Source organism: Mycobacterium sp. 3-98 (genome assembly GCF_035918355.1).
GTDB lineage: Bacteria > Actinomycetota > Actinomycetes > Mycobacteriales > Mycobacteriaceae > Mycobacterium > Mycobacterium intracellulare.
Genome location: NZ_CP142360.1, coordinates 4,984,759 through 5,002,267, shown reverse-complemented (window position 1 = coordinate 5,002,267; position 17,509 = coordinate 4,984,759). Strand labels below are relative to the sequence as shown.

The window sequence follows — 17,509 nt, the reverse complement described above, 5'->3', positions numbered from 1 at the left end:
GCAAGGAGGCTGCGATGGCACAGCAAGCGCAGGTCACCGAGGAACAGGCGAGAGCGCTCGCCGAGGAGTCTCGCGAAACAGGTTGGAATAAACCGTCCTTCGCGAAAGAACTATTTCTCGGTCGTTTTCCGCTGGAGCTGATACACCCGTTCCCCACTCCCGCGGAAGCCGACGAGACCCGCACCCGCGCGTTTCTCGACAGCGTGCGCGAATTCCTGGAGACCGTCGATGGCAGCGTCATCGAACGCGACGCCCAAATTCCCGACGAGTACGTGAAGGGTTTGGCCGACCTGGGCTGCTTCGGGATGAAGATTCCCACCGAATACGGCGGCCTGGGGATGTCGCAGGTCGCCTACAACCGGGCGCTGATGATGGTGACGAGCGTTCATCCCAGTCTGGGCGCACTGCTGTCGGCCCATCAATCCATCGGGGTGCCCGAGCCGCTCAAACTCGCCGGGACCCCCGAGCAGAAAAAGAAGTTTTTGCCGCGCTGTGCCGCCGGCGCCATATCGGCGTTTTTGCTGACCGAACCCGACGTCGGCTCCGATCCCGCCCGATTGGCGTCGACGGCGACCCCCATCGACGACGGGCAGGCCTACGAGCTCGACGGCGTGAAGCTGTGGACTACCAACGGCGTGGTCGCCGAACTGCTGGTGATCATGGCGCGGGTGCCGAAGAGCGAAGGGCGCCGCGGCGGCATCAGCGCCTTCGTCGTCGAGGCCGATTCGCCCGGAATCACCGTGGAGCGGCGCAACAAATTCATGGGCCTGCGCGGCATCGAAAACGGCGTGACCCGGCTGCACCGCGTTCGGGTCCCGCGCGAAAACCTGATCGGCTCCGAGGGAGACGGTTTGAAGATCGCGTTGACCACGCTCAACGCCGGACGGTTGTCGATCCCCGCGAGCGCGACGGGCTCGTCGAAGTGGGCGTTGAAGATCGCGCGCGAATGGTCCGGCGAGCGTGTGCAGTGGGGCAAGCCGCTGGCCGAGCACGAAGCGGTGGCCCGCAAGCTCTCGTTCATCGCCGCGACCGTCTATGCGCTCGACGCCGTGCTCGAGCTGTCCGCGCAGATGGCCGACGAAGGGCGCAACGACATCCGGATCGAGGCGGCGCTGGCCAAGCTGTGGTCCAGCGAGATGGCCTGCGTGATCGCCGACGAGGTCATGCAGATCCGGGGCGGGCGGGGCTACGAGACCGCGGAGTCTCTGGCCGCACGCGGCGAACGCGCCGTGCCCGTCGAGCAGGCGTTGCGGGACCTGCGGATCAACCGCATCTTCGAGGGGTCCAGCGAGATCATGAGGTTGCTCATCGCGCGCGAGGCGGTCGACGCGCACCTTGCCGCGGCCGGCGACCTCGCCAAGCCCGACACGGGGTTGCGGCAGAAGGCCGCCGCGGCGGTCGGTGCGAGCGGATTCTATGCAAAGTGGTTGCCGCAGCTGGTGTTCGGTGAAGGACAGCGGCCGCGGGCCTACCACGAGTTCGGTCCGCTGGCGGCGCACCTGCGGTTCATCGAACGCTCCAGCCGCAAGCTCGCACGAAACACCTTCTATGGCATGGCGCGCTGGCAGGCCAAGCTGGAGCAGCGGCAGGGGTTCCTCGGGCGCGTCGTCGACATCGGTGCCGAGCTGTTCGCGATGTCCGCGGCGTGCGTGCACGCGGAGTCGCAACGCGCCGCCGATCCGGTGGTGGGGCAGCAGGCCTACGAGCTGGCCGAGGCGTTCTGCGCCCAGGCGACCCTGCGGGTGGAGGCGCTGTTTCGCGGGTTGTGGGACAACACCGACGCAAGCGATGTGCAGCTGACGCGCAACCTGCTGCAGGGCCGGTACGGCTGGCTCGAGGCCGGGATCATCGATCAGTCCGAGGGCACCGGGCCGTGGATCGCCCACTGGGAAGAGGGTGAGTCGACCGAGGCCAATCTGGCCCGGCGGTTCTCATCCGGCGACCGTTCGGCAACGAGTCCGCGTTGAGCCACGATGGAACACATGGCTTCCTACATCGCCCAAGAAGGCGAGTTCAATCGCGACACCGACTACATCACCACCCGCATCACCGCCGATGGCCGTGACGGCTACCCGGTCGAGCCCGATCGGTACCGGCTCGTCGTGGCGCGCGCGTGCCCGTGGGCCAACCGCGCCATCATCGTCCGCCGGTTGTTGGGCCTCGAAGGCGTTCTCTCCATTGGCTTTTGCGGCCCGACGCACGACGAGCGCAGTTGGACGTTCGATCTCGATCCCGGTGGTGTGGACCCGGTCTTGAAGATCCCGCGGCTGCAGGACGCCTACTTCAAGCGGTTCCCCGATTACCCCAAGGGCATCACGGTTCCCGCGATCGTCGATGTGCCGAGTGGGGCGGTGGTCACCAACGACTTCGCGCAGATGACGTTGGACCTGTCGACGGAGTGGTCGGCCTATCATCGCGACGGCGCTCCCGAGCTCTACCCGGAACGGCTGCGCGCGGAGATCGACGAGGTCAACAAGCGGGTCTACACCGAAATCAACAACGGCGTATACCGGTGCGGCTTCGCCGGCTCGCAGGAGGCCTACGAGTCCGCCTACGACCGGCTGTTCGCCGCGCTGGACTGGGTGAGCGATCGGCTGGGTCGCCAGCGCTATCTGGTGGGCGACACCATCACCGAGGCCGACGTGCGGTTGTTCACCACGTTGGCCCGCTTCGACCCGGTGTATCACGGGCATTTCAAGTGCAATCGCAGCAAATTGAGCGAGATGCCGGTGCTGTGGGCCTACGCGCGCGACCTGTTCCAGACGCCAGGCTTCGGGGACACCGTCGACTTCGTCCAGATCAAGCAGCACTACTACATAGTCCACGCCGATATCAACCCCACCCGCATCGTGCCCAAGGGTCCCGACCTGTCCGGGTGGCTATCGCCGCACGGGCGAGAGAGCTTGGGCGGCAAGCCCTTCGGGGAGGGGACGCCCCCGGGTCCGCCCGTCGAAGGCGAACGGGTACCGCCCGGCCACGGGGCGTGATCCACCCCCTACCGCCGAGCGTGGCCCACCCCCTACCGCCGAGCGTGGAGCACCCCCTCCGCCGAGCGTGGCCCACCCCTACCGCCGAACGTGGAGTTGTGGCGGGAAATCACGGCGTTTTGGCCCAACAAGTCCACGCTCGGCGGCTGAGACCGGGCAACCCGCCGCGACCAAAGCGCCGCGGGCGCGCTCCACGACGACGTACGGCCGGTACCGCAGCATCTCGGCGCTCACCCGGATGATTGACCAGCCCTGGGCTTCGAGTTCTGCCAGGCGATCGATGTCTCGGGCCCGCTGCGCCGGGTCGGTCCAGTGATGCGCGCCGTCGAATTCCACACCGGCCTTCCATTCCTCCCAGCCCATATCGATGCGCGCCAGCACCGCGCCCCATTCGTTGAGCACTTCGATCTGGGTTTGTGGCCGCGGCAATCCGCTGCCTGCGAGTAGTAACCGGGTCCTCGTCTCGTACGGCGATTCAGCGCCCCCGTCGACCATGGTCAGGGCAGTTCGCAACTGCACCAGGCCGCGGGCGCCACGATGGCGGTGGGCCAGCAGTTCGACGTCGGCTGACTTCAAGTCGGTTGCATGCATGAGGGCATCGAGCCGAATCACCGCTGTGGTCAAGCCCTTTCGCCTACCAAGGTCGAACGCCGTGCGCGCCGGCGTGGTCAGGCGCATCCCGTCGCGCGTGCATATTTCGTCGTCGTCCAAGGTGTCGCTGTGCACGATGATGCCCCGTGCTTTGTCGCGGCCGGCACGGTTGAGCTCGGCCGGCAGCCAGTCGTCGATCCACTTGGTGCGGTGTAGCGCCGCCGCGGATAGCCCCGCCAGCGTTGCGGTCCTTCCAGACCACAGCCAGGCGGCGACCGCTCGGGTCACCGGCGTCAACAGTTGTCCACGGCGGATGTAGACGTTGCGATGAACCATCTCGAATTCGGTTCGCAATCGGTGCCGAGTAATGACTCCAGCGGCCAGTGCGTCGGTGCCTCGAAATGGCCAGTCCGGGATTTCCATGGGGACACGGTGCCGGTCGGCACCGACACGTCTGGTCGAACGTGGGGTTGTGGCGGGACTTCGCGGCGTGTCGTCGCAACAAGTCGACGCTGGGCGCGGAGGGTGGCGACGCTGGGCGCGGAGGGTAACGACGCTGGGCGCGGAGGGTGTCGAACGTGGGCGCGGAGGGCGGCGAACGTTCGACGGAAAAGACCTAGAAGACGAGCCGCACAGACCATTCCGCGTGCGGGACATCGCGGAGTTCGCCGGCCGGGTCCACCGCCAAAGTCAGTAACTGCACGACGATCCCGGCGAGGCGACCGCGATGCGGGTCCACCGGCGGAATGGTCACGGCGAGTCGGGTGCCCGGCCGAAAGATGGTGCTGGTGCTGTTCGTTGGATCCTCATACACCTGCACAAGGCGCCACGGCGCCCGATAGATGGCATCGGGCACCGAGAGCTGAATCGGATACCGCTCGCTGACCTGTAGCTCGCCCTGGGCCTGCGGCGTCGCACAGTCTTCGAGGTTGAGCACGTTGCAATAGAGGTAGGGCCCCACCCGGGTCAGGTGTCCATGTGAGTACGCACTGATCTCCGGGCGTTGCGGACCGGAGCGGCCCACCAGCAGCCAGGTGCCGACCCCGACGCCCACACAAAGCAGGGCCATCAGGCAGGCCAGCAACACGGACATGCCGCGGTTGATTCGGGGTTTCACTCGGCGACCACCGCCGGGCTGCCGACACGGCGACGCGCGCCCTCCTGCTCGACCATGATGGGCCTATTACCTCCCAGGCCGGGAATCAGCGAGTTGCCGCGGAAGCTGACGAGCGTCTGCGCCAGGCCCAGGATGAGCAGCGCAGTGACCGCGGTGAAACCGACCCACAGTTCGGTGTACACCAACACACCCACGGCGCCGCCGAGGACCCAGGCCAACTGCAGCGTCGACTCCGAGCGCCCGAACCCCGATGCCCGGGATTCCTCGGGCAGATCGTTCTGCAACGAGGCGTCCAGGGACGCCTTTGCGATCGCGCTGGCCCCCGACGTCACCAGCGTGGCGATCGCGGCCAGCATCAGGTTGCCGGCCACCGAGGCCGCCAATGCGACCGCGCTCACCGCCAGCGTGCAGCGCACCACCAGCACGGCGGGCCGGCCCAGTTTCAGGCGCGCGCTGGTGAAGTTGCCGACGAAGTTGCCGATGCCGGCCGCTGCGCCGATCACCCCGAGTATGGCGACCTGCGCCCACCCGCTAGCGTCATGCGCCTTGGCGACGAATGCCGGATACAAGAACAGAAACCCCACCATGACCTTGATGGTGCAGTTACCCCACAGCGAAGTAATGATGTTGCGGCCCAACGGTTGCCGAAGTGCCCCGCTGACCTCCCGGTGCCAGCTTCGGCGCAGGGGTTCGCTGTCGTGGCGGTAGCTCAAGGTGGCGGGCACCTCCCCGGCGGTCACCTCGACCCAGCGCGGAATCCGCATGGACAGCGACGCCCCGGCGACGGTGACGGCCACGACGACGAACAATGCGCCGGGCAGCTTGAACAGGTGGGTGCAGACGAATTCGACGCCCCCGGCGATGGCGCCCCCGGCGATGGTGCCGCCCAGTAGACCGAACATGGTCAGCCGCGAGTTGACCCGCACCAGGTCGATGGTCGGCGGCATCACCCTGGGCGTCACCGCGCTGCGCAGCACGCTGAACGACTTCGAGAACACCATCATGGCCAGCGCGCACGGGTACAGCACCATCGACGGGTAGCTCCCGCTGGCGCCGTCGTAGTTCAGGATCAGCACCAGCGCCAACGCCGTGCGCAGGGCAAACGACGCGGCGAGCGCGACGCGGCGGCCGTGCTGCAGCCGGTCCAGCGCCGGACCGATGAGGGGCGCGATCACCGCGAACGGCGCGATGGTGATCAGCAGATACAGCGCGACGCGGCCCTTGCTCTCCCCGGTCGCCGCGGCGAAGAACAACGTGTTGGCCAGCGCGACGGCCATCGCGGCGTCGACTGCGAAGTTGGCCACCGTGGGCCACGTCAGCGCCGTCAGGCCGGACTTGTCGGCGCCGTCGGCCGTCGCCGCGCGCTGCACCATCCAATACATCCGCGAACCCATCTCGCGGCTGCGCAGCGCCGCGGCGCGGGTGACGGTGATCCGCTCGCCCGAAGACGGCCCGCGAGGGGGCGCGCTGCTGCCACGGTCCGGCTCCGTCTGCTGGCCCAGCGGGGGCAGATAGCGGTTGGCGCTCGGCATCGGCGGCGGGCGGCGCGTTCGGCGCTGCGCACCGTCGCCGGCGGGGTAGTTGGCCGCGCCCGGATGTTGTGCGGCCACGCCATTAGGGGCCCGGCGGCCTGGCTTGGAGGCCACCCGGCCCGGATCGTGTTGCCGCCGCCCAGACACTCCCCGATTCTCCCCTATGCCGGCGACATGCGTCTGCAGGTAACGGGGCGTGGCTCGTCAACCTAGTATTGGAACCGCAATGCAGACAGAAGACAACGTGACCAGACCCACCGAAGGATCCTCCGTGGCGACCGTGGACGAGTGGCCCGAAGGGCTGGCGGCGGTGCTCACGGGCGCGGCCGACCAGGCCAGGGCGGCTGTTGCGGAGTTCAGCGGACCGGAGATGGTCGGCGACTACCTGGGCGTCGGCTACGAAGACCCCAACACCGCCACCCACCGGTTCCTGGCGCACCTACCCGGCTACCAGGGGTGGCAGTGGGCCGTGGTCGTGGCCGCCTATCCCGGCGCCGATCACGCCACCGTCAGCGAGGTGGTGCTGGTCCCGGGGCCGACGGCTTTGCTGGCGCCGGAATGGGTGCCGTGGGAACACCGGGTGCGCCCCGGGGACCTCAGTCCCGGGGATTTGTTGGCGCCCGCCGCCGACGATCCCCGCCTGGTTCCCGGCTACACCGCCAGCGGCGACCCGCAGGTCGACGAGACCGCCGCCGAGATCGGGCTGGGCCGTCGCTGGGTGATGAGCGGCGAGGGCCGCGCGGCAGCGGCCGAACGCTGGCACACCGGCGATTACGGCCCCGACTCGCCGATGGCACGATCCACCAAGCGCGTTTGCCGCGACTGCGGCTTCTTCCTGCCGCTATCGGGATCCCTCGGCGCGATGTTCGGCGTGTGCGGCAACGAGCTGTCGGCCGACGGGCACATCGTCGACAAGCAGTATGGCTGCGGTGCGCACTCGGACACCCCGGCGCCCGCGGGCACCGGGTCCCCCGCGTACGAGCCCTACGACGATGGCCTGCTGGACGTCACCCAGGCGCCGGTCGAGCCGACCGCGCCGTCCGAGCCGACGGAAGAGACGACCGAGACCACGGAGGAGGCGGCCGAGCCGACGCAGGAGACGTCGGAAGCCCAGCCGGAGTCGGTGATCCGAGCGCCGGAGGCGCAGTCCGAGACCGAGACTGCCGAATCCGAGCAGCAGTCCGCACCCGAGCCCCAGAGCGAGTCGCTGGACTAGCCCTTTTCTGCGGCGGCCTTGATGCGCGCCAGCGAGGCGTTCATGCCGTCGAGCAATTCGTGTTCGAAGTTGTCGGTGCCGCCGAAGAGCGCTTTGACCGACAGGTTCGAAAACGCGGTGACACCGTTTTCGGCGTGGCGGCTCTCGATCACCCGGGTGCCCTCGCCGGCCGGTTCGAGCTCATAGCTCCAGATTGTGTTGTTGGTGTCGACGCGGAACGCGAGTTTGCGGTCCGGGACGATCTCGACCACCGTGCAGGTGGTCGGCCAGAACATCCGGTTGCGGCGGTTGAGGTTCAGGGTGCGCGTGCCCTGACGCAGCGGGCCGAACGGCTTCATCCAGCGGCACTGCGGACTCCACTCCGGCATTCGCCGAAGGTCGGAAATCAATTCCCACACTTTGGCAACCGGTGCGTTGATGTCGACGTGCGCTTGCAATAGCGGGGCTACCATCGCTCCTCCAATGGGTCAGCGAATCATTTTTCGTCGAGGTAGTTTTCGAGTCCGGCCTGGGCGCCGCGGGCGCCGCGGCGTGCCGCCGCGAGTTGGAGCAGGAAAATGGTCGTACCGAGCAGCCCCACGCCCAGACCGGCCAGCGTCACCGGGCGCCAGCTCGTCAGGGCGGGCACCAGGAACGCCGCGGCCGCCGCGGCGACCCAACCCAGCGCCCCGAGCGCGATGAACGCCCACGCGTGCACCAGTACCGCCGGCAGCGGCGGCGGTGCGCGGTGGTGATCAGGTTCGGCGGACATCGCGAATAACATAGCCCGCCGCCGGTCCCCGCCGGGCGCTCACCTACTTGCCGAAACTAAGCGCTTCGATGAAATTCCGCGGCATTTGGCGGAACGAATCAAGAGCCGGTTGGTGTCCCGGTTTCTCAGGCTTGCGTGTAACCTCGCGCCATGCCTGACAGCGATGCGCGGCTCGCCAGCGACCTGTCACTGGCTGTCATGCGGCTGGCCCGCCAGCTGCGGTTCCGCAACCCGTCGTCGCCGGTGTCACTGTCGCAGCTGTCGGCGCTGGCGATGCTGGCCAACGAAGGTCCGATGACGCCGGGCGCCCTGGCGATTCGCGAACGGGTTCGGCCGCCGTCGATGACGCGGGTGATCGCGTCGCTGGCCGAGATGGGTTTGGTGGACCGCGTGCCGCATCCCGTCGACGGCCGGCAGGTGCTCGTCTCGGTGTCCGAATCCGGGGCCGAGTTGGTCAAGGCCAACCGTCGCGCCCGCCAGGAATGGCTGGCCAAGCGGCTGTCGACGTTGGACACCGAGCAGCGCGACATCCTGCGCAGCGCCGCCGATTTGATGTTGGCGCTGGTCGACGAAAGCCCGTGAGCGCCGATGCCGGCAACGTCCAGGACGTCGAGGATCCCGATGACCCGAGGCTCGACGACTTCCGGGACCTGAACAGTGTCGATCGCCGTCCCGACCTGCCGTCGGGCAAGGGGCTGGTGATCGCCGAAGGCGTGCTGGTGGTTCAGCGCATGCTCGCGTCCCGGTTCCACCCGCATGCCCTGCTCGGCACCGACCGCCGGCTCACCGAGCTCAAAGACGACCTCGCCGGCAGCACCGTCCCCTTCTACCGGACGTCCGCCGACGTCATGGCGCGCGTGGTCGGCTTCCACCTCAATCGCGGCGTGCTGGCGGCCGCCCGGCGGGTGGGGGAGCCCAGCGTGGCCGAGGTGATCGCCGGCGCTCGCACCGTCGCCGTGCTCGAAGGGGTCAACGATCACGAGAACCTGGGCTCGATTTTCCGCAACGCGGCCGGGCTCGGCGTCGACGCCGTGGTATTCGGCAGTGGGTGCGCCGACCCGTTGTACCGCCGCGCCGTCCGGGTGTCGATGGGACACGCACTGCTGGTGCCGTATGCGCGCGCAACCTGTTGGCCGGCCGAGCTGATGACGTTGAAGGAGAACGGGTTTCGGCTGCTGGCTATGACCCCGCACGAGTCGGCGTGCCCGCTGGCCGAGGCGATGACGGCCGCGCGGGGCGAACGCGTCGCGGTGCTGGTGGGCGCCGAGGGTCCCGGGCTGACGCCGGCCACCTTGCGGTGCAGCGATGTGCGGGTGCGCGTTCCGATGTCGCGCGGCACCGACTCGCTCAACGTCGCAACCGCGGCTGCGCTGGCGTTCTACGAGCGCTCGGTGACGAAAGGCGGCGATGAACGGTCAGGCTAGGCTTCGGCTGATGAAGGACGAGTCCGTGCCCTGGGCAACGGGTTTGACGGTGGCCGCGTTCGTCGCGGCGGTCACCGCCGCAGCGATCGTCGTGCTCACTCTGGGCTTGGTTCGCGTGCACCTGCTGCTGGCCGTCGGGCTCAACATCGTGGCCGCGGGGGGACTGACGCCGACCCTGTGGGGGTGGCGGCGCACCCCGGTCCTGCGCTGGTTCGTGCTCGGCGCCGGAGTCGGCGTGACGGGAGCGTGGGTCGCGCTTCTCGCCCTGGCGGCCGCGGGCCGCGCCTAGTGGTGATCGCGAGCGCGGCGCAGCCGGGCGAAGCGGGTCGCGCCTAGCGGGCTAGCGCTGCCCTCCCGAGCGCACGCCGAGCAGCACGTCCTCCCACGCCGGGATGACCGGCTTGCCCCGGCGGGTGTGCACGGGTTTTTCTTCCGGCTCCGGGGCCGGCTCCTGCGTGACGTGCGGCTTCGCGGGCTCTTCGAAGTCGACGTGGGCCACCCGCGCCACCGGCCGCAGCGGACGCTCGAAGGTCGGGTCGATCAACGCGCTGGCCGCGTCGTCGATGGCGGTGACGGTCCCGCCGTGGGCGCCGGGCGTGAAGCAGAAATGCGCGAGGTTGTCCGAACGGCCGACCTTCCACGCGAGCTGCACCGTCCACCGGTTGTCTTCGTTGCGCCAGGCGTCCCAGCTGAGTTTGTCGTGATCGAGGCCGCGCGTCACCAAGGCGGTGCTGACGGTCTCCAGCAGGGTCAGCACGGCGGGACCGTCGGCCAGCATGGGATGGGCGGCGGTTGCCAGCTCCGCGGCCCGGAACCGTTCCAACAGCACCGGGTGGGCAAAGCGGCGGATCCGCGACACGTCCGACCCCGACGCCGCGGCGACCTGCTCGACGGACGCGCCGGCGCGGATCTTGGCCTGAATTTCTTTGGGGCTGAGCATGTTGGTGACTTCGATCTCGAGCTGCGGCTGCTCGGGGTGCTGGGCCGCGTCGCGCAGAACGGCCCGCAGGCGGTCGTCGGCCGCCAGCTTGAACTGCTCCGCGGGATCATCGCTCTCGCAGATGACATATTTGCTGTCGGCATCGAGCCCAACCACTTTGAGTTCCCGCATGGCTATCTCCTCGCAGGCTCCGTGCAGATCAGCGACGGACCCGTCACGGCGCACTTTAGTCCAGCAACCGCCCATCATCTGTGCTGACACGCTGGGCGGCGGCGCGCCGATTACCGGCTGTTCAAGGGCGCGCGACTAGAGCCGCTCAACGACCCAGTCGACGCACTCGGTGAGGGCGCTGACGTCGTCGGGATCCACGGCCGGGAACATCCCGACCCGCAGCTGGTTGCGGCCGAGCTTGCGGTAGGGCTCGGTGTCGACGATGCCGTTTGCCCGCAGGACCTTCGCCACGGCCGCGGCGTCGACGTCGTCGGCGAAGTCGATGGTGCCCACCACCTGCGAGCGCAGCTTCGGGTCGCTGACGAACGGGGTGGTGTAGGGCCGCTCCTGTGCCCACGAGTACAGCCGTCCCGAGGAGTCCGCCGTGCGCTTGACGGCCCAGTCCAGCCCGCCGTTGCCCAGCATCCAGTCGACCTGCTCGGCCATCAGCGCCAGGGTGCCGACCGCGGGGGTGTTGTAGGTCTGGTCCTTCAGGCTGTTCTCCACCGCGATGGGCAGCGACAGGAAGTCGGGCACCCAGCGGCCCGAAGCGGCGACGGACTCGACGCGGGCCAGCGCGGCGGGGCTCATGACGGCCAGCCACAGCCCGCCGTCGCTGGCGAAGTTCTTCTGCGGCGAAAAGTAGTAGGCGTCGGTCTCGGCGATGTCGACGGGCAGGCCGCCGGCCCCGGACGTCGCGTCGATGACGACCAGCGCGTCACCGGAGTCGGTGGGTCGGCGCACGGGCACCGCGACCCCGGTCGAGGTCTCGTTGTGGGCCCACGCGATCACGTCCACCGACGGATCGCTCTGGGGTTCGGGGGCGCTGCCCGAATCCGACTTGATGACGACGGGGTCGCCGACGAAGGGGTTCTTGGCCACCGCGGAGGCGAACTTCGAGCTGAATTCCCCATAGGACAGGTGCAGCGAGCGCTTGTCGATCAGGCCGAACGCCGCGGCGTCCCAGAACGCCGTCGCCCCGCCGTTGCCCAGAATGACCTCGTAGCCGTCCGGCACCGAGAACAGCTGAGCGAGCCCCGACCGCAGTCGGCCCACCAGATTCTTGACCGGCGCCTGCCGGTGCGAGGTCCCGAACAGCGGCGCCGCCGTCGTGGTCAGCGCCTGCAGTTGCTCGGGCCGCACCTTGGACGGGCCGCACCCGAAGCGGCCGTCGCGGGGCTTGATGGCGTCGGGAATTTGAAGGGAATCTGCGAGCTGGTCAGCCATGCTCATCAGGGTAGTGAGCCACCCTGGCGGGCCGTTGCGGCGGGCCGACCGTCGGACCGGGCCGTCAACGCAAAACGCCTGCTCGGGGCGCCTCCGACGTTTCCTCCGTTGTGATCCAGGGCATACGAATTCGATGACCACTGGTCAGGTCACAGTGCCTCGGACGGGTCTAGGAAATATCCGGTACCTCCGGTACTGTCTGGACATAGCACGTCCAAATGTAAACCTCATTGAGGAGGCCTAGGTTATGGCTAGGACGCGATTGGTCCGGCGTTGGCGCCGCAACATGGAAGTGCGCGACGACGCTGACTACGTCAACATGCTTGCCACACTGTCCGAGGGGTCGGTGCGGCGCAACTTCAACCCGTACACCGACATCGATTGGGACTCACCGGAATTCGCTGTCACCGAGAACGACCCTCGGTGGATCCTGCCGGAGACCGACCCGCTGGGCCGTCATCCCTGGTACTTGGCGCAGTCCGACGAGCGCAAGATCAAGATCGGGATGTGGCGGCAGGCCAACGTGGCCAAGGTGGGACTGCACTTCGAATCCATCCTGATCCGCGGCCTGATGAACTACACGTTCTGGGTGCCCAACGGCTCGCCCGAATACCGGTACTGCCTGCACGAGTCGGTCGAAGAGTGCAACCACACCATGATGTTCCAGGAGATGGTGAACCGGATCGGCGCCGACGTCCCGGGCATGCCGCGGATGCTCAAGTGGCTGTCGCCGTTGGTTCCGCTGGTGGCGGGGCCGCTGCCGGTGGCGTTCTTCATCGGCGTGCTCGCCGGCGAGGAACCCATCGACCACACACAGAAAAATGTGCTGCGCGAAGGCAAGTCCCTGCACCCGATCATGGAACGGGTGATGGCGATCCACGTCGCCGAGGAAGCGCGCCACATCTCGTTCGCTCACGAGTTCCTGCGCAAGCGGGTGCCGGAATTGACCAAGAGGCAGCGGTTCTGGACCGCGTTGTACCTGCCGCTGACCATGAAGGTGCTCTGCCGCGCGATTGTGGTGCCGCCCAAGGCTTTCTGGCAGGAGTTCGACATCCCGCGCGAGGTCAAGAAGGAACTGTTCTTCCGCTCGCCGGAATCGCGTAAGTGGCTCAGCGACATGTTCGGCGACGTGCGGATGCTGGCCTATGACACCGGCCTGATGGAGACGCGCTCGGCGCGGCTGATGTGGCGGTTGTGCAAGATCAACGGCAAGCCGTCGCGCTACCGCAGCGAGCCGCAGCGCCAGCACCTGGCCTCGGTCCCGGCCGCGTAACGAGTCCGGTCTGTAGGTTTCATGCCGCACGTTATTACCCAGTCGTGCTGCAACGACGGGTCCTGTGTTTTCGCGTGTCCGGTGAATTGCATTCACCCCACGCCGGACGAGCCCGGCTTCGCCACCTCGGAGATGCTCTACATCGATCCGGCGGCCTGCGTGGACTGCGGCGCCTGCGTGAGCGCGTGCCCGGTCGGGGCCATCGCGCCCGACACCCGGTTGGACACCAAGCAGCTGCCCTTCGTCGAAATCAACGCGTCGTTCTACCCGAAACGGCCCGAGGGTGAGAAGCTTCCGCCGACGTCGAAGCTGGCGCCGGTCATCCCGGCCGCCGAAGTGCGGGCGCGCCGCCGGCCGCTGACCGTGGCCATCGTCGGATCGGGTCCGGCGGCGATGTATGCCGCCGACGAGCTACTCACCCAGCACGGCGTGCGCGTCAACGTCTTTGAGAAGTTGCCCACCCCGTACGGGTTGGTGCGGGCCGGGGTGGCGCCCGATCACCAGAACACCAAGCGGGTCACCCGCCTCTTCGAGCGGGTCGCCGGCCACGAGCGCTTCCGCTTCTATCTCAACGTCGAGATCGGCGAACACCTCAGCCATGACGACCTGCTGGCTCACCACCACGCCGTGCTGTACGCCGTGGGTGCGCCCGACGACCGTCGCCTGGACATCGAGGGCATGGGTTTGGCCGGCACCGGGACCGCGACCGAATTGGTGGCCTGGATCAACGGTCATCCCGACTTCGCCGACCTGCCAGTCGATCTCGGCCACGAGCGGGTGGTGATCATCGGCAACGGGAACGTCGCCCTCGACGTCGCCCGGGTGCTCACCGCGGACCCCGACGACCTGGCCCGCACCGACATCGCCGACCACGCCTTGGCGGCGCTGCGCGGCTCGGCGGTGCGTGAGGTGGTGATCGCCGCCCGGCGCGGCCCGGCCCAGTCGGCGTTCACGTTGCCCGAGCTGATCGGGCTCACGGGCAGCTCCGAGGTCGTCCTCAGCGCGGCCGACCACGAACTGGTCGCGGCCGACCTGGCGACGGCGTCGGATCCCTTGACGAAAAACAAGCTGGAAATCCTGAGCACGCTCGGCGACGATTCGGCGCCGGCGGCACGCCCGCGGATCAGGCTGGCATACCGGCTCACCCCGACCCGTGTGCTGGGGGAGCAGCGCGTCTCCGGTCTGGAGTTCTCGGTCACCGGCACCGATGAGGCGCGCCGCCTGAACACGGGCCTGGTGCTGACGTCGATCGGCTACCGCGGCAAGCCGATTCGTGGGCTTCCCTATGACGAATCGTCGGCCGTGGTGCCCAACGACGGCGGGCGCGTCGTCGATCCCGCCTCGCGCGCACCCGTGCCCGGCGCGTACGTCGCGGGCTGGATCAAGCGGGGACCGAGCGGGTTCATCGGGACCAACAAGTCGTGCTCGTTTGAGACCGTGCAGGCCCTGGTGGCCGATTTCAACGCCGGCAAGCTGACCGAACCGGCGGCCAAGCCCGAGGCGCTGGCCGCCCTGGTGCGCTCCCGTCGGCCCGAGGCCGTCGACGCGGCGGGATGGCGTGCCATCGACGCCGCCGAAATCGCGCGCGGCAGCGGTGACGGCCGGCCCCGCAACAAGTTCACCGAGGTCGCCGCGATGCTCGCGGCCGCCGCGACCGCCGAGCCGGCGCCGCCACCGCGACGCCGGCTCTTGGACCGGCTGCTCGGTTAATGCCGATGGCGGCGACCCGCCGCGCCCGGCCGCGGCCGCGCTTGCGATCGCCGCTAGCCGGCGCCCTGCCCGGACATCGCCGCGGTGATCTCTTCCATGCTGACCTCGCGGACCGGCTGCCCCAGCGACCAGTGGTGGCCGAACGGGTCGGCGACCACGCCGTAGCGGTCGCCCCAGAACTGGTCCTCCAACGGGGCCACCACGGTGGCACCGGCGTCCAGCGCCCGCTGGAAGCTGGCGTCGACGTCGGTGACGGTGAGGTGGATCGTCACCGGGGTGCCTCCCAGCGAGGTCGGTGTCATCGACTTGCCGCCACACACCTCCGGGAAGTCGTCGTTGAGCATCACCGTGAAGCCGTTGATGCGCAGCGCGGCGTGCACCAGTTTGCCGTCCGGGCGCGGCACGCGCCCGATCTCCTCGGCCCCAAAAGCGTTGACGTAGAAGTCGATTGCCGCGGCGGCATCGTCGACCACGAGGTGGGGGGACAGTGCGGGTTCGATGTTGATCGCCATCCTGATTCTCCTTGCTGTCGGTTCCGTCGCCTGCCCACCGCGGACAGGCTCACGACGTATGACTGCGTCGGCGACGCAAAGTCATCGCGCGACAGCAACCATTAGATCGCCGGGCACCGACAACCAGGAAGGCCTCAGGCGTTGGTGAGGCTGCGGTCCCAACCCTCGACGGATTCCGGGCTGCGCGGGGCGGGGCCCACGTAGATGGCGGACGGCCGGACCAGCTTGCCCAGCCGCTTCTGCTCGAGGATGTGGGCGCACCACCCGGCGGTGCGTCCGCAGGTGAACATCGCCGGCATCATGTTGGCCGGCACCCGGGCGAAGTCCAGGATGACCGCGGCCCAGAACTCGACGTTGGTCTCGATGGCCCGGTCCGGGCGCCGCTCCCGCAGCTCGGCCAGCGCGGCCTGCTCCAGCGCCACGGCAACCTCGTGGCGCGGTGCGCCCAGCCGCTCGGCGGTGGCGCGCAGCACCCGCGCCCGCGGGTCCTCGGCGCGGTACACCCGGTGCCCGAATCCCATCAGCTTGTCGCCGCTGTCCAAGATCTTCTTCACCAGGCCGCGCGCGTCGCCGGTGCGCTCGACCTCTTCGATCATCGGCAGCACCCGCGCCGGCGCGCCCCCGTGCAGGGGACCGCTCATCGCGCCGATCGCCCCGGACAGCGCCGCCGCCACGTCGGCGCCGGTGGAGGCGATCACGCGCGCGGTGAACGTCGAGGCGTTCATCCCGTGCTCGGCGGCCGAAACCCAGTAGGCGTCAATCGCTTCGACGTGGCGCGGGTCCGGCTCGCCCTGCCAGCGCGTCATGAAACGGGCAGTGACCGTTTCGCATTCGTCGATCACCCGCTGCGGCACCGCGGGCTGATAGATGCCGCGCGCGGACTGGGCAACGTAGGACAGCGCCATGACGGACGCCCGGGCCAGCTGGTTGCGGGCGGTGGCGTCATCGGTGTCCAGCAGCGGCTTGTACCCCCAGATCGGGGCGAGCATCGCCAGGCCGGCCTGCACGTCGACGCGCACGTCGCCGGTGTGGATGGGCAGCGGGAACGGCTCGGCGGGCGGCAGCCCGTGGCCGAACTTTCCGTCGACCAGCAACGCCCACACGTCGCCGAAAGTGACCTGCTGACCCACCAGGTCTTCGATATCGACACCGCGGTAGCGCAGCGCGCCGCCGTCTTTATCCGGCTCGGCGATTTCGGTGGTGAAGGCGACCACGCCTTCGAGGCCGGGGACAAAGTCTTCGGGGACCACAGTCATGCCGAAAATTCTCGCACCCCCCGCTCGGGCCGACGCTACCGGCCGGTAGCAAGCGCCGGTAGCGTTGACGCGATGGCACGACGGGACCCCGAGCCAGGAAAAGAGCACCTGCAAAGAATGCGTGTGGAATACGGATCGGCGGAGAAGGACGGCAGTCCCGATCTCGACGCGGACTGGCTCGGCGATGGTTGGGTTTCGTTGTTGCGCAAATGGATCGACGACGCCGAGCGATCGGGTGTCGCCGAGCCCAACGCGATGGTGCTGGCCACCGTCACCGCCGACGGGCGGCCGGCGAGCCGATCGGTGCTGTGCAAGGGCGTCGACGAGACCGGGATCACCTTTTTCACCAACTATGACTCGGCCAAGGGCGGCGATCTGGCCGCGACGCCGTACGCCGCGGTCACGTTTCCCTGGTACCAGCTCGGCCGCCAGGTCCACGTCCGCGGCCCGGTGAGCAAGGTCACTGCGGAGGCGACCCAGGAGTACTGGTCGAAACGACCGCGCGGATCACAGCTGGGCGCCTGGGCCTCGCATCAGTCGCAACCGATCGCGTCGCGGGCGGCCCTGCTGGGCCAGCTGGAGGAGGTGACCGCGCGCTTCGCCGACCGCGAGCAGGTTCCGGTGCCGCCGGGCTGGGGCGGCTATCTCATCGCGCCCGAGGTGGTCGAGTTCTGGCAGGGACGGGAAAACCGGTTGCATAACCGCATCCGGGTCAGCGGCGATCGCATCGAGCGCCTCCAGCCGTAGCGTGCCCGCGCGGCGG

17 protein-coding genes and 1 pseudogene are annotated in these 17,509 nt (G+C 68.6%); 9 read left to right on the top strand and 9 right to left on the bottom strand.

What is annotated here, in order from left to right; translation table 11 throughout:
• Positions 1 to 14: 14 nt before the first annotated feature.
• Entirely contained in the window at positions 15 to 1,967 is a 1,953-nt protein-coding gene (locus QGN30_RS23340) for an acyl-CoA dehydrogenase family protein (protein ID WP_036458238.1), read from the top strand.
• 15 nt (positions 1,968 to 1,982) lie between these two features.
• Positions 1,983 to 2,987, top strand: a complete 1,005-nt coding sequence (locus QGN30_RS23335; RefSeq protein WP_038538419.1) for a glutathione S-transferase family protein — start codon at positions 1,983 to 1,985, stop codon at positions 2,985 to 2,987.
• A 78-nt stretch (positions 2,988 to 3,065) separates the two neighbouring features.
• On the opposite strand, the gene QGN30_RS23330 is transcribed toward QGN30_RS23335, so the two are convergent.
• From QGN30_RS23330 to QGN30_RS23320, 3 genes are all read right to left on the bottom strand, one after another.
• Positions 3,066 to 4,001: an endonuclease domain-containing protein gene (locus QGN30_RS23330; protein ID WP_042792235.1), complete on the bottom strand. Its 936-nt coding sequence runs from the start codon at positions 3,999 to 4,001 to the stop codon at positions 3,066 to 3,068.
• Between the two features lie 193 nt (positions 4,002 to 4,194).
• Positions 4,195 to 4,671: a DUF2771 domain-containing protein gene (locus tag QGN30_RS23325; protein WP_263646175.1), complete on the bottom strand. Its 477-nt coding sequence runs from the start codon at positions 4,669 to 4,671 to the stop codon at positions 4,195 to 4,197.
• Positions 4,672 to 4,691: 20 nt separating this feature from the next.
• Positions 4,692 to 6,341 carry an MFS transporter gene (locus QGN30_RS23320; protein ID WP_038535098.1) on the bottom strand — a complete coding sequence of 550 codons (1,650 nt, stop codon included), beginning with the start codon at positions 6,339 to 6,341 and terminating at the stop codon, positions 4,692 to 4,694.
• A gap of 130 nt (positions 6,342 to 6,471) precedes the next feature.
• On the opposite strand from QGN30_RS23320, the pseudogene QGN30_RS23315 reads away from it, so the two are divergent.
• Positions 6,472 to 7,254 (top strand): annotated as a pseudogene (locus tag QGN30_RS23315) (DUF3027 domain-containing protein); the annotation flags it as partial.
• A 185-nt stretch (positions 7,255 to 7,439) separates the two neighbouring features.
• Here QGN30_RS23315 and QGN30_RS23310 read toward each other — a convergent pair.
• Positions 7,440 to 7,895, bottom strand: a complete 456-nt coding sequence (locus tag QGN30_RS23310) for an SRPBCC family protein (protein WP_008253866.1) — start codon at positions 7,893 to 7,895, stop codon at positions 7,440 to 7,442.
• A 23-nt stretch (positions 7,896 to 7,918) separates the two neighbouring features.
• Positions 7,919 to 8,194, bottom strand: coding sequence for a DUF2530 domain-containing protein (locus tag QGN30_RS23305; RefSeq protein ID WP_008253869.1), 276 nt, complete (start codon positions 8,192 to 8,194; stop codon positions 7,919 to 7,921).
• Positions 8,195 to 8,344: 150 nt separating this feature from the next.
• Between QGN30_RS23305 and QGN30_RS23300 the strand changes: the two genes are divergently transcribed.
• Genes QGN30_RS23300 through QGN30_RS23290 form a run of 3 tightly spaced genes read left to right on the top strand, consistent with a single transcriptional unit; the run spans position 8,345 to position 9,907 of the window.
• Positions 8,345 to 8,776: a MarR family transcriptional regulator gene (locus QGN30_RS23300; protein ID WP_008253872.1), complete on the top strand. Its 432-nt coding sequence runs from the start codon at positions 8,345 to 8,347 to the stop codon at positions 8,774 to 8,776.
• A complete protein-coding gene (locus QGN30_RS23295) occupies positions 8,773 to 9,618 on the top strand; it encodes a TrmH family RNA methyltransferase (protein ID WP_248923510.1) in 846 nt (281 codons plus the stop codon). Before QGN30_RS23300 ends, QGN30_RS23295 begins: the two co-directional genes overlap by 4 nt.
• A gap of 10 nt (positions 9,619 to 9,628) precedes the next feature.
• The gene (locus QGN30_RS23290; RefSeq protein ID WP_248923511.1) at positions 9,629 to 9,907 is read left to right on the top strand and encodes a DUF2537 domain-containing protein; all 279 of its coding nucleotides are present in this window, start codon (positions 9,629 to 9,631) and stop codon (positions 9,905 to 9,907) included.
• Between the two features lie 51 nt (positions 9,908 to 9,958).
• On the opposite strand, the gene sepH is transcribed toward QGN30_RS23290, so the two are convergent.
• Both sepH and serC read right to left on the bottom strand, forming a co-directional pair.
• On the bottom strand, positions 9,959 to 10,729 hold the full coding sequence (gene sepH / locus QGN30_RS23285) for a septation protein SepH (RefSeq protein ID WP_248923512.1): 771 nt from the start codon (positions 10,727 to 10,729) through the stop codon (positions 9,959 to 9,961).
• 135 nt (positions 10,730 to 10,864) lie between these two features.
• Positions 10,865 to 11,995 (bottom strand): phosphoserine transaminase, encoded by a 1,131-nt coding sequence (gene serC, locus QGN30_RS23280; protein WP_085978362.1) that lies wholly within the window; start codon positions 11,993 to 11,995, stop codon positions 10,865 to 10,867.
• Positions 11,996 to 12,242: 247 nt separating this feature from the next.
• Between serC and QGN30_RS23275 the strand changes: the two genes are divergently transcribed.
• The gene (locus tag QGN30_RS23275; RefSeq protein WP_026071403.1) at positions 12,243 to 13,268 is read left to right on the top strand and encodes an AurF N-oxygenase family protein; all 1,026 of its coding nucleotides are present in this window, start codon (positions 12,243 to 12,245) and stop codon (positions 13,266 to 13,268) included.
• 21 nt (positions 13,269 to 13,289) lie between these two features.
• Positions 13,290 to 14,978 carry an FAD-dependent oxidoreductase gene (locus QGN30_RS23270; protein ID WP_248923513.1) on the top strand — a complete coding sequence of 563 codons (1,689 nt, stop codon included), beginning with the start codon at positions 13,290 to 13,292 and terminating at the stop codon, positions 14,976 to 14,978.
• 53 nt (positions 14,979 to 15,031) lie between these two features.
• Here the strand turns inward: QGN30_RS23270 and QGN30_RS23265 are convergent, their stop codons facing one another.
• Positions 15,032 to 15,490 (bottom strand): VOC family protein, encoded by a 459-nt coding sequence (locus QGN30_RS23265; RefSeq protein ID WP_009957306.1) that lies wholly within the window; start codon positions 15,488 to 15,490, stop codon positions 15,032 to 15,034.
• Between the two features lie 134 nt (positions 15,491 to 15,624).
• Positions 15,625 to 16,746: a citrate synthase 2 gene (locus QGN30_RS23260; RefSeq protein ID WP_008253892.1), complete on the bottom strand. Its 1,122-nt coding sequence runs from the start codon at positions 16,744 to 16,746 to the stop codon at positions 15,625 to 15,627.
• A 117-nt stretch (positions 16,747 to 16,863) separates the two neighbouring features.
• Between QGN30_RS23260 and pdxH the strand changes: the two genes are divergently transcribed.
• A complete protein-coding gene (pdxH, locus tag QGN30_RS23255) occupies positions 16,864 to 17,493 on the top strand; it encodes a pyridoxamine 5'-phosphate oxidase (protein WP_036397685.1) in 630 nt (209 codons plus the stop codon).
• Positions 17,494 to 17,509 lie beyond the last annotated feature (16 nt).